A 15,318-nucleotide genomic window follows, 5' to 3' on the forward strand; every position below is an offset into this window, starting at 1 on the left:
CAGCGAACATGAGGAACGGAAGGGGGTACGATGATGACCAAAACAGGATTCAATCTGGCGGCTCTTCAATTTAGTGAACAAGATTTTCTGGATGCAGGTCCGATCGCGGTCAATGAGCTGCGAGATTCGGATATTGCAGTCATCGGAATGAGCTGCAAAATTGCCGAAAGTGAAAATGTAGCTCAGTTTTGGGAGCTTCTACGGGCGGGGCAGGACGCTATACGTCCTTTTCCTGCCAGTCGCAAAAAGGAGCTGGAGAGTCTCTTCCAAGTCGGACTGTTGAATGAACAAACGGCACTAAATGAAGGTGGGTTTTTGGAGGAGATCGACAAGTTTGATTATCCCTTTTTTCAACTTTCTCCAGCAGAAGCACGGTTAATGGACCCGAACCAGCGGTTATTTTTGGAGTCTGCTTGGACTGCGATCGAAGATGCGGGATACGGGGGCAACAAGCTCTCTGGTAGCCGGACGGGAGTCTATGTGGGCTACAGTAGTGATTTTGGCGAGGAGTACAAGCGTTTTGTAGCAGAAATGGCGCCTTCCTTAGCTTCCTCAGCGATTCCAGGCAATATCCATTCTATGATTGCCAGTCGAATTGCCTATCTATTGGACTTAAAAGGACCCAGTCTGTTGGTGGATACAGCATGTTCTTCTTCTCTGGTAGCTATTCACCTAGCCTGTCGGGATTTGCGGCACGGGGATTGCGATACGGCGATTGCTGGGGGAGTAAAAGTTACACTCGTGCCTGTAAAAGAGGGAAAAGGCGGGGGGCTGGGGGTAGGCTCCTCGGATGACCGGACGAGAACATTCGATAGCATTTCGGATGGCACAGGCGGGGGAGAAGGTGTAGCTGCTGTTCTACTCAAGCCCTTGAAGCGGGCCATTCAGGATCACGATCATATTTATGCTGTCATTAAAGGAAGTGCTGTGAACAATGACGGGACTTCCGCCGGGATTACGGCGCCCAATTCGCTGGCCGGAGAGGATGTCATTGTACGGGCCTGGAAGGATGCTGGGATTGACCCGGATACCATTACATATATCGAAGCTCACGGGACAGGCACCAAACTGGGTGACCCAGTAGAGATTGATGGTATACGGAGAGCTTTTCGGCAGTATACCGACCGGAAGCAATTTTGTGCCATAGGCTCAGTCAAAACTAATGTGGGTCACTTGGATAACAGTGCGGGAATCACGGGCTTTTTGAAAGCAGTACTTGCTTTGAAGCATGCAGAAATCCCGGCGAGCCTGCATTTCACCTGTCCGAACCCGGACATCAGCTTTATTGATTCACCTGTATATGTGAACGATAATCTGCAAACTTGGCCTAAGGAGAATTTTCCGCGACGCTGCGGAGTAAGCTCCTTCGGTCTAAGCGGTACGAACTGCCATGTCGTTCTGGAGGAAGCCCCGGCTTGGGCTGACATGCAGGACGGTGGTCAGTTGGGACAGGGAACCGCAGAGACGATTCAGCTTTTTACGTTGTCTGCCAAAAATGAAACAGTGCTTGCAGCCTATGTGAAGCAATATCAGCAATATGTCACAGAACCCCAAGCCTATCCGTTACGCGATCTTTGTTACACCGCCAATACGGGACGGGGGCACCATAGCTATCGTTTGGCGATTTTATGCCAAGACTGGGATGATCTGGGGGCAAAACTGGCTCAGATTCAGATCTCTGCCTTCGGCTTCAGCGGACAAGCACAACAAGGAGAGCTTATACCGGGCGTATATTTTGGACGTCATAAGGTGGTATCTGCCCAAAAGGAAAAAGAAGCGGGTGAGCTTACGCTGGAGGAATCCAGAAGTCTGACAGCTGCAGCCCAAGAGAAACTGACCCAGTCTCCAATCGAATTTCACACCCTGAATTCTCTGTGCCGTATGTATGTTGAGGGGGCAGATGTGGAATGGGAGAGGTTATATGAAGGCAAAGCTTGCCACAGACGCAGCATTCCCACCTATCCTTTTGAACCTAAGCGATGCTGGGTGGAAGTAGAGGAAAAGGCTATAGCCTCGCAAGCTTCCCAAGTTCGTAAATTCACAGAGTTGGAAGAAATGCACCCACTTTTGGATTGTTGTTTGGCAGAAACCGAGGGACAGGATATTTATCTGACACGCTTCTCTGTGGGACGTCATTGGGTACTAAGCGAGCACAAGATAATGGAAAGCTGTATTGTACCGGGAACCACTTATCTGGAAATGGTTAGAGCAGGGCTGGAAAAATACAAGCGTCCAGGCAAGGTGCTGGAACTGTATGACGTTCAGTTTATTTCTCCGCTCATTTTGGAAGTAGAGGAAGAAAGAGAAGTACACACCATTTTGCAGCAGGAAGGTGAGACGTTTTCGTTTAAGGTGATAAGCCGAACGGGACCCTCAGCTCAGCCGTGGGAACAGCAATGGGTAAGGCATGCACAGGGTCAGGCGATGTTTGTACAGGCTAGCCACCCTGTTATGAATCTGGACGATATTCGGACTGAATGTAACGACCAGGAAGTAGTAGTGGGCGAGAATCATGCTGAAGCAGCAGATGCCTTTTCATTCGGACCGCGATGGGAGACATTGCGTACGATTGCAATTGGAACAGACCAAGTGCTGGCTAGACTGGAGCTGCCCGCAGCCTATCATATGGACTTGAGACAATACGTGCTCCATCCGGCTTTGTTGGATGTGGCAGTCGGGGTAGCAAGCCAGAGCTTGGGAAATGGTCTGTTCTTGCCATTTTCATATCAAAAGCTGCGTATTTACGACTCACTCCCACAGCATTTTTACAGCTATCTGCGTAAAAAAAGCAAGGTTAGAGAAAGTGGAGAAATTTTAACGGTAGATGTGCTCATTCTGGATGCTGAAGGTCAGGTACTGGTGGAAATTGAAGACTATGCTGTCAAACGAGTGCACGAGGCGGATTTCAAACGAAATCGGTACACAGAACATCATAAATATCATCAGCTTGTATGGAAAAAGAAAGAAGAAGCACACGCAAGGCATGAAGCAGACACAGCAACCCGAACCACAAATAATTCGGTATTCTCCGCACCGCTGGAAACGATTTTATTATTCACAGATAACCGTCCGATCGGTGTAACGCTACGTGGACAGTTGGCCCAAGAAGGGTATGATGTGGTCGAAGTAAAGCGGGGAGTCAGCTTCGCTAAACTGTCAGACCATGCTTACTTTTCTAATGGTACCGAGGAAGATCATATACACCTGTTGACAGAGGTGCGATGCCGGAACGCTAAGAAACTGATATACCTGTGGAGCGGGCAGTCTATGGTTCAGCTATTTCATCTGGCCAAGGCAATCACACAGACCAAGCCTGCTGTTCAGGAACTGACAGTGATCGCTGAGCAGGCGTATCAAGTGAACGGATTGGAAAATGAATTAAAGCCGGAACATGCGGGCTTGTTTGGACTGGCCCGGGTCATCGGTCAGGAATATCCCGATTTGACTTGCCGTTGTCTTGATATAGATACGAACACCCGGATTTCCGACATCACTCACTCCTTATGGCACGGAAATGATGATACATTTCTGACCGCTTGGCGTAACGGAGAACGTTATGTAGAGCAAATTGAGCCCGTGGATTTGATGGAAAGTAAGGCTGACCCGATTACGATCAGACCGCAGGGAGTCTATGTTATTACTGGTGGTACTGGCGGGCTGGGGTTGGCAGTCGGCCAATGGCTTGCTACGAAAGGGAAGGTCACGCTGGGATTACTGGGTCGCACACCATTGCCACCCAAAGAGCAATGGGAAACCATTGCATACGCAGATTCGAACATCAGTCCAAACTTTAGGCAGAGTTCAAAGCCAAATATGAATACAAGAATGCTGAATACGATTACCGCCTTGCTGGAATTGGAGCGGCAGGGAGCTCAGGTAGAATATTATGCTGTCGATGTAGCTGACGAGGCGGCTATGAAGCAAGCCATGAATGAATTTCGCCACAAGTATGGGGCTATTCACGGCATCATCCATGCTGCGGGTGTGGCAGGAGACGGTTATATGGCGCTCAAGAGTCAGGACCGCTTCAACGAGGTATTGGCTCCCAAGATAACAGGCACACATGTGCTTGACCGAATTACAGCTTCGGATACACTGGACTTTTTTATTCTTTTTTCATCCGTCACTTCGCTGACGGGTGGACCAGGACAAAGCGACTATACGGCGGCCAATGCTTATCTGGATGCCTTTGCCGAGTGGCGGAATCAATCCGGCCATCGCACACTTTCCATCAACTGGGCTCCTTGGCAGGAAACCGGGATGGCTTTTGAGCACAAGGTTGATTTCCAGGAGAGCTTATTCCATGCTCTGTCCACACAAGAAGGACTGGCCGCTCTTGAACAATTATTGCTTCATCCCGTTTCGCGTGTCATTGTGGGTGGCTTGCACTACGCTCAGGTGGCCGCGCTCGATTCTACTGCCATTCCTTTCGGCTTATCTCATGAAATGCGCGCTATTTTGGAACGTCATCGTCGGCTTCTACATAATCATGCGGTCATGTCATCCGATGCTGTGCGTCGTCCTGTACAGCTGCATGGTCGAGGGACAGGAGAATACAGCTCATCGGAAAAGGTAATCGCGAGCATATGGGCGGATGTGCTGGGGCTTGATGAGCTGAACATCTATGACAGCTTTTATGAGCTGGGAGGAGACTCCCTGATTGCCAGTAAAATGGTGGGACAGATGAATCAGAGCTTGTCTACAAAAGTGGATATCAGCGATATTTTCAATTATATGACGGTCCACGAATTAGCCCTGTATACGGATGGAGAAGCGAAGCAGCCCCTTCTGGCAGAAACGGAGCTGCCTTCACCCCGATCAGCCGGCTCAAATCTGATTATTCGTCCGCCGCAACAACGCGAGGTGTATCCTGCTTCATCGACACAGCGTCGATTTTATATGATGCGTCAGATGGCAGGGCACAGTACTTTGAACAACCTATGCAGTGCGATGACCATCACGGGTGATCTGGATCATCATCGGTTGGAGGAAGCCATATATGCGGTGATTCGGCGTCACAGTTCTCTGCGCACCGCTTATGAACTGCGGGATAACGAACTGGTACAGATCGTGTATCCAGAGGTAGATTTTTCGCTGGAATATAGTGAAGGGGATGGGCGCGAGTTGGAGGCGTATGTGGACGAATTTATCCGTCCCTTTGATCTGAATTGCGCGCCGCTTTTAAAGGCAAAGCTGGTCCAGCTGGAGGAGAATGTTCACCTCTTTCTGTGTGATGTTGACCATATTGCAGCCGATGGAGCCTCAATTGGTATTTTATTAAGTGAAATGATACAGGGCTATTCGGGATATGATCTATCGCAACTGCCTATGCAATATACCGATTTTATACTTTGGCAAAATCAGCGTCTGGACAGTGCCGAGATGAAAAAGCAGGAGGAATACTGGCTGGACGTATTTAAGGGAACGCTGCCTGTACTTGATTTGCCTACAGATGAGCCGCGGGCCGCGCAAATGAGCAATGCCGGGGATGTTTATACATTTGAGCTAAGCGAGGAACTAACAGCTTTGGCAAAAGAAACAGCGGTACAGCACGGGGTTACGCTTTTTATGCTTCTGTACGCTGTTTATAGTACATTATTGGCAAAATATGCGAATCAAGAAGATGTCATCATTGGCACGCCAAGCGCAGGCCGTCAATCCGAAGAGACTCAGCACATGATTGGGCTGTTCATCAATACACTGGCCCTGCGGACTGTACCATCCGAAGATAAGCCGTTCTCGACCTATTTGCAGGAGGTTAAGAAACACGCGCTTGAAGCATATAAGCATGAGGATTATCCCTTTGAAATGCTGCTGAATCAGCTTGACGTGCCGCGAGACCGGAGCCGAAATCCGCTATTTGATGTTCAGTTTATTTCCCAGAACTTTAAGGGGGAACCGATGAGCATCGACGGGCTTTGCTTTACTCCGTTGGAAGCTAAAATGGAGGCTGTACAAGTTGATCTAACGGTCATATGGCTTGAAAATGAAGGCAGGCTGCGTTTTCACTTTGAATATGCGACCCAATTGTTCAAGGAAGAGACCATACGTCGACTTGCCACTTATTACGAAAATCTTCTACAAGAAGTCGTTGCGGATGCTACACGCCCGATTGGCCTCATTTCCATGAATCATGCGGAAGAAAAGCAGCGATCCCTGTACGAGTGGAATCAAACCCAGGTGGATTATCCGCAGGAAAAGCTGGTTCACCAGTGGTTTGAAGAACAGGCTGAACAGCACCCTGATCGGATTGCTGCCGTTTATGGGCAGCATTCACTGACATACAGACAATTGAATACTAGAGCGAATCAGCTAGCGCGGCACTTGCTTGCCTATCAGTTGGCACCAGACCAAGCTGTTGGTATTTTGGTCCCCCGTTCGCTGGATATGCTGGCCAGCATGCTTGCTGTACTTAAAGCAGGAGCAGCCTATGTCCCTATGGACCCGGAACATCCGACGGAGCGGGTGGCCTACATGATGGAGGACAGTAGCGCAACTGTGCTCCTAACTTCTGTGGAAAGTGTCAGCATAACCTCACTTTGTTTTACAGGGGCTGTCGTTGATGTAAGTGATCCGGCCTTGTACAGCGGAGATGCGGATAATATAGCTTTGGCGGGCAAGGAGCTTCTGGCCTCTCACCATCTGGCGTATATTTTGTACACGTCGGGATCATCCGGTAAGCCCAAAGGTGTGATGGTAGAGCACAGAAATGTAACGAATTATATCACGGCTTTTCAGCATGAGTTCCACTTAACGGCTGAAGATGTGGTGCTCCAGCAGGCAGCCATTACCTTTGATGCATCCGTGGAGGAAATATACCCTACATTGGCAGCAGGTGGAACGCTGGCTATGGTTTCTCGGGATGAACTGAAGGACATCCAATTGCTCAATCAATTCATTCGCCAGCAGCAAGTGACCGTGGTCAGTGCCTCGCCATTTATTTTGAATGAGCTGAATCAACTGCCCCCTTTCCCGCATATTCGCATTTATATTAGCGGTGGGGATGTGCTGAAAAGTGAATATGTTACCCAGTTGTTGCGCTCCGCAAAGGTCTACAATACGTACGGACCGACAGAAGCGACCGTCTGTGCGACCTATTATCGTGTGCCGGATACTCCAGATGTTCATCCGCTGCCTATCGGACGACCTGTTGCCAATGCTGCGGTATACATCATGAATCGCAGGGGTACGGATGTTATGCCTATCGGGGTACCCGGTGAAATCTGTATCTCAGGCCGGGGGGTTACACGCGGCTACATGAACCGCCCCGAGCTGACGGAGCAGCAGTTTGTAGCAAACCCATGGATACCAGGCGAGCGTATGTACAAAACGGGTGATCTGGGCAGATACCTCGAAGATGGGCAAATTCAATTTTTAGGAAGAAAAGATCAGCAGGTTAAAGTACGGGGCTACCGTATCGAAGCGGGCGAGATTGAAAAATCGTTGCTCCAGCACCCGCATATACAGGATGGGGTTGTGCTGGTGCAGGAAGTTCTACCAGGTATGCAAGAGCTATGCGCCTACATCGTGACGGATCAGGAGTTATCGGTGGCAGAGCTGAAGACCCATCTGTCGGCAACCTTGCCTGATTATATGATTCCGTCTTACTTTGTTCGAGTCGATGCAATCCCGTTAACACATCATGGAAAAATCGATCGTCATGCTTTACCGCAGGTAAATGAAAGCATCAAGGTCGGCACGACCTATGTACAGCCAGCTACACCTCTAGAAGAGCGCCTGGTTGAGCTTTGGTCGGAAATCCTGCACCGGGAGCAGATTGGTACACAGGATGATTTTTTCCTGCTGGGTGGACAATCCTTGCTGGCAACCAAGCTGGTCTATCTTATTAATCAAGAATGGAATGTAAATCTGTCGCTGCGTGATTTCTTCCGGGCAGGCACGGTTCAAGGATTAGCGAAATGGATCGAGGAAATTCAATCAGGCCGTGAACATGGAGTATTAGTGGAACAAGACGGATTAATTAAGCCCTTTGATCTCCGGCAAAAGCCGTTGTTCCGCATTCAGGTTATTCATCAGCCCGCAAACCGTCATTTGCTGTTCATTGATATGCATCATATTATTACGGACGGTCTTTCCCAAGAAATTATCGTCGAGGAATTTGCTCGTTTATACGGTGGCATGAACTTGCCGGAATTGATGATCCAGTATAAAGATTACGCTGTGTGGCAACGTGAATTTATGAACAGTGCGGAATTCCGGCAGCAGGAGCAGTTTTGGCTGGAGCTTTTTCAAGGGGAAATTACAGAACTGCAATTGCCTACGGATTATTCACGCCCCGATGAGAGAAGAGGTGAAGGACGAGCCGTTCATTTTGAGCTGGATCAGGAATGGACGTGGAGATTAAAACGCTTTGCCCTGCAACACAATGCCACAGTATTTATGGTTTTATTGGCGGTCTATAACTTATTACTGGCCAAAGCCAGCGGGCAGGAAGATATTATCGTCGGTATTCCGGTATCCGGCAGAACCCATGCGAGTCTGAGTCCCCTGGTGGGTATGTTCGTCAATACGTTAGCCCTTCGCAACACGCCGAAGAAGGACATGACGGTGCAGGAATTTTTAATGCAGGTCAAGGAACATTCACTTCAGGCTTTTGAGCATCAGGATTATCCGTTCGAGCAACTGGTTGAGAAGTTGAATTTGGCTGGTCGAACAAACCGTAATCCGTTGTTCGATACTATGTTTGCATTATTGAACGAGTCTTCCCGTACCATCGTAGAATTACCTGGCTTGAAATTGACCCCATGTGATGAAGCGGAATATACGGGGGCACAATTTGATTTAACATTTACCGCAGCCATGACCGACCAGCATATCGAATGTATCCTTCAATACGATGTAGATCTCTTTACTGAGAAGACGGTTGAACGCTTGAGCCGCGAATTCCTTCAAATCTTACGTACGATCCTTGTCGATCCACAGCAAAAGATTGGAGAGCTTCGAATAGAAGAGGTGGCTGTTAACCCGAATGAGCATTACCAAGAGAAAGAGCTTGAGCCCATAGGTGTCCATAAGGAAGAGGCTTGGACGAATGAGCTTGCGGTTGCACTTTCGGATTCGGTGAGTGAGGCAGAATGGAAGACGCTCGTCCACGATTTCAACCAGACAGAGATGGATATGGGATCTATAAAGCTATTGCATCAATACTTTGAGGATCAAGCAAGTCGTAACCCTGAACAGGTCGCTCTCATTTCCGGTCAACAGCAGATCAGCTACCAGGAAATGAATCGGCGGGCGAATCTGGTCGCACATACTTTACTGGACTCCGGCACCCAGCCAGAGCAAGTAGTAGCTATAGTTATGGAGCGCTCACCGGAAATGATTGTTGCTTTGTTAGGCGTGTTAAAAGCAGGGGCGGCATATCTTCCCATCCATCCAGCCGATCCGAAGGAACGGATTCGCTATATCCTGGCAGACGCTGGTGCCGAGTGGATTCTGACCCATCAGCGCTGCAATGACAACTGGATGGATGAAGAAATTCAGCGGGTCATCGACGTTGATTTATTGTGTCAGGATCAGCAAGAATGCGGTAATCCAGAGCTTGCCATTCAGCCTGATCATCTGGCCTATGTCATCTTTACCTCCGGCTCAACCGGGCAGCCCAAAGGGGTAATGGTGGAACACCACGCCTTTAGTTCACGAGTGGTATGGCTAGCACAACAGCTTGAATTAAGTGAGCAGGACACAGTGCTGCAAAAAGCATCCTATACCTTTGATGGTTCCATCGTCGAACTGTTCAGCTGGTTTATGGGCGGAGGACGATTGGTATTACTGGAGGCTGGTGCAGAAACGGATACCCGTCAAATGCTGGATACCATTCACCTGCATCAGGTTACGGTGGCTTTCTTCATTCCTACTGTGCTGCAGATGTTTTTGTCAGAGCTTTCAGTCGAGGATACGCTTCAGGCAGCCACTTTGCGTTGGGTCATGTCAGGGGGCGAACCGTTAGGCCAGGAGCAAGTGCGAAACTTTAATCTAAAGTTCCCGGAGGCAAAATTACTAAATCTGTATGGACCTACGGAAGCCAGTGTGTTTGCAACAGCCTATACGTGTACATCTGTATCCCCGGAAGGTCCGATTTCCATCGGACGACCCGTGGGCAATACTCGGGCCTATATCCTAAACCAGGAACTGGCATTGGTAGGTTTGGGACAGGTAGGAGAGCTTTGTCTGGGAGGGCGCCATCTGGCACGCGGGTATGTACATCTGGATGAACTTACGGCAGAGCGTTTTATTCCCAATCCTTTTGTACCTGGTGAGCGAATCTATCGTACAGGCGATCTTGCCCGTATGCTGCCTAGCGGCGAGATTGTTTACTTGGGACGGTCGGATCAAATGGTGAAAATCGGGGGCTACCGAATTGAGACGGGCGAGATTGAAACAGCTCTTTTGCAAAATCCGGCGATTCAACAGGCAGCCGTGCTGGATTGGATAGATGAGCAGAGCAACAAGTATTTGTGCGCTTATCTGGTTGTGCAAAGCGACTGTACCGTTCGAGATTTAAGGGCATTTTTGCTGGAACGATTGCCGGAATATATGATCCCTTTACGTTTTATGAGGGTCGAGAACATGCCCCTTGGTTCAAGCGGAAAGCTGGACCGTAAGGCGTTAGATGCCTTGGGGATAGAGCTGCCTTCCGGCAAAGAGCTTACACCGCCACGTAACGAAATGGAACGGAAGCTGGTCCTGTTGTGGGCGGACATTTTCAAAACAGGTGCAGTAGGTATAGATGATCATTTCTTTGAGTTCGGTGGAGACTCGTTGCTGGCTCACCAGTTTATTTTGCGTGTGCGTCAAACGTTGGCCATTGAGATGACTTTAAAAGATCTTTTTGCAGCTCCGACCATTCGACAACTTTCGGATCTCATAAGCTCCAGAAGAATTGAATACCATCACGAGGTTGAAGAGACGGTCTGTTCCTTGATTCCTGCCGCCGCTCCGAGTGCCTATTATCCAGCCTCATCTGCTCAAATGCGTCTTTTTATGATGCACGAGCTGAATCCAGAGGATCTGAGTTACAACCTACCAGGCGCTATTATGCTGGAAGGAGAGCTGGACATCGCCAAACTTCAAGAAGCCTTCCAAGCGCTTATTCAGCGTCATGAAGCTTTTAGGACAACATTTGATGTGATCAACGGTGAAATTATCCAGCAGATTCATGAATCTGTTCCATTAAATATTGAGTTTTTTAAAACAGAGGAAACGGAGATTAGCAACATACTACGGGGCGCTGGAAAGCTAATAAAGGAAGTCGTCCCTGTTCAGCAGCATGCACTGTCATCGGTAAAAGTAGAGAAAAAAGAACGCCGACGGAGGGAGATTTAGCATCATGCATTATGAAGGATATGAAACATCTTCGGCGCAAAAGCGGCTATATCTGATAGATGATCTTCTCGGACCTAACATTATCTATAACATGCCCAGCATTCGAATTATCAAAGGTCCCCTGAAGCAGGAGCGATTGTACAGGGCATGGTGTAGGCTGACAGAACGTCATGAGGGCTTGCGAACATCGTTCCTACAAAAGGACGGTGAGGTTTTGCAACTCGTCCATGAATCCATTGACGTATCCATCCCTTATAGAGAACATTCGGGTCAGAGTACGGATAAGCTTGTTAACGAGTTTATCCGTCCATTCAGCCTGCATGAAGTCCCTCTATGGCGGGCTGAGCTAGTACCCTTGGCTGATGAGGAGCTCCTGTTCCTGTTTGATATCCACCATATCATTGCAGACGCGGTAACCATCAACATTATATTTGAAGAGCTGATGGCTCTGTATCACGGGCAGGAGCTTGCTCCATTGGAGTTTCAGTATGTCGATTATACGATTTGGCAAAACGATCAATTAAGCGACATTCATATTCAGAAGCAGGGTGAATTTTGGTTGAACCAATTTACAGAAGATGTCCCGCTGCTGTCGTTGCCTACGGATGGAAAAGGGCTAAGATCCGATTACAGCGGCGGGGTTGTACCGTTTTCTATTAAAGCTGATACAGCTCACTCCTTGCGGGCATTATGCTTGCAGCACAATGTTACGTTGTATATGGTTCTACTCGCCGCATACAGCATCCTTCTGTCCAAATATGCCGGACAGGAGGATCTGGTCATCGGAACACCTGTCGCTGGAAGAACTCATTCAGAGTTTGAAGGGATTGTGGGCATGTTCGTGAACACGCTCGCCTTGCGCCAGAAGCCGCTGGGAAGCATGCGGTTCTCTGTTTTTCTGGAAGAAGTGGCAGACCGAACCTTCGCTGCTTTTGATCATCAGGATTATCCCTTTGATATGCTGGTGGAGCAGGTCAATCCTGAACGAATCAGCGGCCGCAATCCCTTATTTGATGCATGCTTTGTATTGGAAAATGTACCGCAGCCTGTCGTGCAGGCAACAGAGGTCACGTTTTCTCCTTATAGCTTTGAGCATAAAATCTCAAAATTTGATATCACCTTGTATGCATACGAAATGCAGGAGGGTATAGGGCTGGAATTGGAATATCGCAAAGCGTTGTTTAAGGAGGAAAGCGCCAGCCGCATGCTGCGGCATTTTGCCAGAATTGTCGAGATCATTGGCGAACAACCCGATATTCGGATTGAAGATATTGATATGGTTACAGAAGAGGAACGCACTGTTCTCCTTCATACTTTTAATCAGACCAGCAGCAAAAATGCATATGAAAAAAAATTGCATGGAGTACCCATCCATCGTCTGTTCGAACAGCAAGTGATACGGACGCCTGACCATCCAGCTGTGAACTGGAAAGAAAAGCAACTAACGTATGAGGAATTAAATGAACGTGCTAATCAATTAGCTTGGGTTTTACGGCAAAAGGGGGTTCAGGCTGAGGATGTAGTTGGAATTTTAGCTACGCCTGCGCTGGAAATGATTGTCGGTATATTGGCTATTTTGAAGGCGGGGGCTGCTTATTTGCCGATTGATCCGCTCTACCCGGATGAACGGATTCAATACCTTTTACAGGATAGCCAGGCGAAAATATGCCTTCTACCAACTGCCAGCACCAGACGTTTTCCTCAGGCGGAAACGCTGCTGCTCACAGACCCGAGTCTATATACGGGAGAGTCCTGTAATCTGGAGGACAACAATCAGGCGCGCAATGTGATGTACATTATTTATACTTCAGGGTCAACAGGACAACCGAAAGGCGTAATGATTGAACATCAATCCTTTGCTCGCCTGGTACTGGAGCCGGGACCGCTGAAGATTACGCCAGAGGATCGAATATTGCAGACGTGTTCCCTGGCCTTTGATGTGTCGGTTTATGAATTGTGGGGAACGCTGCTGAGTGGAGCAACCTTGTATCTCATTGAAAAAGAAGAGCTTTTATCTGCCGACATACTCGGAATGAGGATGGCACAGTATCAAATCACCATGGCATGGTTTACGGCCCCGCTTCTAAATCAGTTGATTGATGACAAACCATCCATCTTCACTGGACTTCGTCTGATCATGACTGGAGGAGATGCCCTGTCTCCACAGCATATGAAGCTCCTTCGCGCCGCACAGCCGAATTTAACGATTGTGAATGCGTACGGCCCTTCGGAGAATACAATTTTTACGTCGTTTCATACGATTCAAGAAGACTATGACCATAACGTGCCGATTGGCAAGCCTGTCGCCAACACGCAGGTCTATATTTTGAACGCGTCCAATCAACTACAGCCCATTGGTGTGCCGGGTGAGCTGTGTATTGGCGGTGAAGGGCTAGCGCGTGGCTATTTGGCTCGTGAGGAATTAACGGCAACCAAATTTGTTACGCATCCGTGGTTGCCGGAAGAGCGAATGTACCGTTCCGGAGATTGCGCTCGATGGTTGGCTGATGGAACGCTTGAATTTTTGGGTCGCATGGATCACCAGGTCAAAATTCGGGGCTTCCGTATTGAAACTGGCGAGATTGAGGCTCGGCTTGCTCACATCGAGGGGATTCAGGAAGCAGTCGTTCTTGTTCGCCAACACAACGATGGGATCAAATACCTCTGTGCTTACTTTGTCTCCGATGCAGAAATGTCACCAGCGGAAGTTCGACTGGAGCTCGCTACGTATTTGCCGGATTACATGATTCCTGCCTGTTTGATTCGGCTTCCTCGTTTGCCACTGAATGTGAATGGCAAAGTGGATCGGAATGCTCTGCCGGAGCCTGATCTTGAAGCACTGCGGGAAAATGAATATGTCCCTCCTTGTAACGAACTGGAACAGGAGCTGGTTCGCATCTGGTCGATGGTTCTGCCCTCGAACCTACCCATGGATCGCATCGGGGTAATGGACAATTTTTTCACCCTCGGAGGGAGCTCGCTCAAGGCTACCAAGCTGGTTTCATTGGTTTTGCGTGAGCTGGGAATCGACCTGCCGCTTACCAAATTATTTACTTACCCTACCATTCGCCAACTGGCAGATGCATTGAATGGAAGGGCGAAAAGTGAGTTTCCGGCCAGAGCAGATACGCTAGTCCTTTTAAAGCCAGGTACATCGCAGGATAAGCACCTTTTTTTCATTCATGATGGGAGCTTGGATGTCAGTTGCTACATGGAATTGGTAAACGAACTTACGGCTACATGGAATTATTGGGGCATAAAAATGGATGCTTCGATTCTTGCTGGAAATAAAACAGCTGGAATGAAAGAAGCCGCACATCGGTATGTAGGTCAAATCAAAAGTATTCAAGAGAAGGGTCCCTATTATATTGCCGGGTGGAGTATGGGGGGAACGATTGCTTTTGAAATGACCCGCCAATTAGAAGAGCAGAAAGAACGTGTTGAGCTCTTGACGATTCTGGACACACTTCCGCCTTTGAAGTATGGCAAGGAAGATCATTGGGACCGTCATATTCAAGAGCTGGAAAGAATGGACGAAGATTTGGATTTATCGCTGTGGAAGCGAGCATTTCCAGACAGTGTACTTCCTTTACTGCCTGAATTCAATGAGTTGGGACGGAATGAATTACTAGAACGCTTTAAAAGCGTAAATCATTGGGTGAAAATGCAGCATGTTTACCAGCCAGATCGAGCTGTAACAGCCCCTGTATGTTTGTTTATTTCAGAACATACCTGGGAATTGGGATATAAAGGGTGGGAAATGTATTGTAAGGGGGAAATGTGTACCCATAAAGTGCCTGGCGATCATTTTTCCATCGTAAAAGGGGCTCAAGCTGTGTCTGTAGGTTTGGTGCTGAATACATTTTTGAGGTAAAAACATGCTCCTGCTTGGAGGTTGAGGACCACAAGCAGGAGCTTTTGTTTAATATGAACATGTGAGTTGATTTGTAATATTAATTAACATGATGTATA

2 protein-coding genes are annotated in these 15,318 nt (G+C 48.3%); both read left to right on the forward strand.

Annotation, left to right across the window (positions count from 1 at the left end; translation table 11 throughout):
* Positions 1-33: 33 nt before the first annotated feature.
* Positions 34-11,346: an amino acid adenylation domain-containing protein gene (locus tag MKX36_RS05655; RefSeq protein ID WP_340864385.1), complete on the forward strand. Its 11,313-nt coding sequence runs from the start codon at positions 34-36 to the stop codon at positions 11,344-11,346.
* A 4-nt stretch (positions 11,347-11,350) separates the two neighbouring features.
* Positions 11,351-15,220, forward strand: coding sequence for a non-ribosomal peptide synthetase (locus tag MKX36_RS05660; protein WP_340864386.1), 3,870 nt, complete (start codon positions 11,351-11,353; stop codon positions 15,218-15,220).
* The last annotated feature ends 98 nt before the right edge of the window (positions 15,221-15,318 follow it).

This window comes from Paenibacillus sp. FSL W8-0439 (assembly GCF_038008995.1).
GTDB lineage: Bacteria > Bacillota > Bacilli > Paenibacillales > Paenibacillaceae > Paenibacillus > Paenibacillus polymyxa.